Origin of the sequence: Halorubrum tibetense (genome assembly GCF_042661865.1) — an archaeon.
GTDB lineage: Archaea > Halobacteriota > Halobacteria > Halobacteriales > Haloferacaceae > Halorubrum > Halorubrum tibetense.
The window spans coordinates 1-1,990 of the sequence record NZ_JBHSWW010000369.1 but is presented as its reverse complement, the minus strand read 5'-3'; the positions used below and the strand labels follow the sequence as shown (position 1 = coordinate 1,990).

Below are 1,990 nucleotides of genomic sequence, written 5' to 3'. Positions count from 1 at the left end.
GTCGACCGCGATCCGGCCGGGGGCGCGTCGGAGCGCGTCGGCGAGGGCCGCGGCGAACGCGTCGTCGGGGTCGGCGTGTAACACACACGCCGATTCCTGGGTCATACCCGCTGTACTCGGTGGTGATACTTGTGTATGGCGAGGGACGGACACGGGTCGGATGTGCGGTGGGTCGATGTCAACGCTTTTCCACCCCAGTGCCGATGTACCCCTATGGGCCTCTTCGACCGGTTGCGCGGGGCCGACACCCCGCGCGTGGCGTTCCTCGGGATCGACGGCCTGCCGTTCGATCTCGTCGCCGACAACCCGGAGACGTTTCCGACCCTCTCGGCGATCTCCAAGGCCGGCGACGCCGGCGCGATCGACAGCATCGTCCCGCCGGACTCGAGCGCTTGCTGGCCGGTCCTCACCAGCGGCGTCAACCCCGGCGAGACCGGCGTGTACGGTTTCCAAGACCGCGAGATCGGGAGTTACGACACGTACGTCCCGATGGGTCGCGACGTCCAGTCGACGCGGGTGTGGGACCGCGTTACCGCCGCGGGAAAGGACGCGACCGTCCTCAACGTTCCCGTCACCTTCCCGCCACAGCGGACCCTCCAGCGAACCGTGTCGGGGTATCTCTCGCCGGACGTCGACAGCGCGGCACACCCCGAGGAGCTCCGCTCGTACCTCGCGGAGAGTGACTACACGCTGAGCGTCAACGCCAAGCTCGGCCACAAGGCGGACAAGACCCCGTTCATCGAGCACGCACGGTCGGTGCTCGACGGCCGGGCGGCGCTGTTCGACCGCTACGTCGAGCGCGACGACTGGGACCTGTTCGTCGGCGCGTTCACCAGCCCGGACCGGGTGAACCACTTCCTGTGGGACGACCACCTCGACGGCGGCCCGTACGCCGACGAGTTCGTCGAGTTCTACGCGACGCTGGACTCCCATATCGGACGGATCCGGGAGGCGCTCCCCGACGACGTACGGCTCGTCGTCGCCTCCACGCACGGGTTCACTCGGCTCCAACACGACGTGTACTGCAACGAGTGGCTCGAACGCGAGGGGTGGCTCTCGTACGCGACCGACGACCACGACTCGCTTAGCGATATCGGTGCCGACGCCAGAGCCTACTCGCTGGACTCGGGCCGCTTCTACCTCAACTTGGAGGGCCGCGAGCCGGACGGGGCGGTCCCCGACGCCGAGTACGACGCGGTCCGCGCCGAGTTGACCGAGGCGTTGGAGGCGTGGGAAGGACCGAACGGTCGGCCGGTCGTCGACCGCGTCGTCGAGCGCGAGACGGCCTTCCGGGGCGACCACGACGAGATCGCGCCGGATCTCGTCGCGATCCCGAACGCGGGGTTCGACCTGAAAGGCGGGTTCCGCCCGCGCGAGCGCGTCTTCGACCCGGACGGCCCCCGGTCAGGCATGCATACGTTCGAGAACGCGGGCCTGTTCGTCGACCACCCTGCCGCGGCCGTCGAGGACGCCGACCTGCTCGACGTCGTGCCGACCCTGCTGACGCTGCTCGACATCGAGTTCGCACGGACCGACTGCGACGGCGCGAGCCTCGTCTGAGACCCGGGCGAGCCGTCGCCCGCGGGTTCAAGTCCGACCGCCCGTACCGACGGGTATGGAACGGACGCCCGAGGGCACGCCCGTCGGGGTCGACGACCCGTACGCGGTCGCCGGGATCTGTGACCACCTCACCGACGACGGTCGGTGTCGGTTCGCGCTGACCCGCGCCGGCGACGACCCCGAGTTCGCGGCCGCGAGACGCGCGGACGACTACGCCTGTCACGTCGGCGAAGTGGGTCGCTGGCGCGCGTGTCCACAGTACCGATCAACGACCGACGGCCGCGAGTGCGCGCGTTGCGGACTGGAGGAGGTCCGACTGGCCGGCGAGGACGTTCGACCGCTCGTCGAGGAACACCACCTGTCCTACGGGGGCGCGGGAGACGGCGGGGCGGCACGCCCAACCGACGAAGGAGGGGCGGCCGACCGGGCG

Annotated in this window: 2 protein-coding genes; both read left to right on the top strand. The window is 70.0% G+C overall.

What is annotated here, in order from left to right; translation table 11 throughout:
• The first annotated feature begins 213 nt into the window (after positions 1–213).
• On the top strand, positions 214–1,560 hold the full coding sequence (locus ACFQEU_RS15135; protein WP_379783499.1) for an alkaline phosphatase family protein: 1,347 nt from the start codon (positions 214–216) through the stop codon (positions 1,558–1,560).
• A gap of 55 nt (positions 1,561–1,615) precedes the next feature.
• A partial coding sequence (locus ACFQEU_RS15130; RefSeq protein WP_379783497.1) for a DUF7097 family protein occupies positions 1,616–1,990 on the top strand: 375 nt, incomplete at its 3' end.

What these genes read in the sequence shown, in the direction of transcription:
- ACFQEU_RS15135 (WP_379783499.1), top strand. Translation starts at nt 214, where the DNA reads ATGGGCCTCTTCGACCGGTTGCGCGGGGCCGACACCCCGCGCGTGGCG.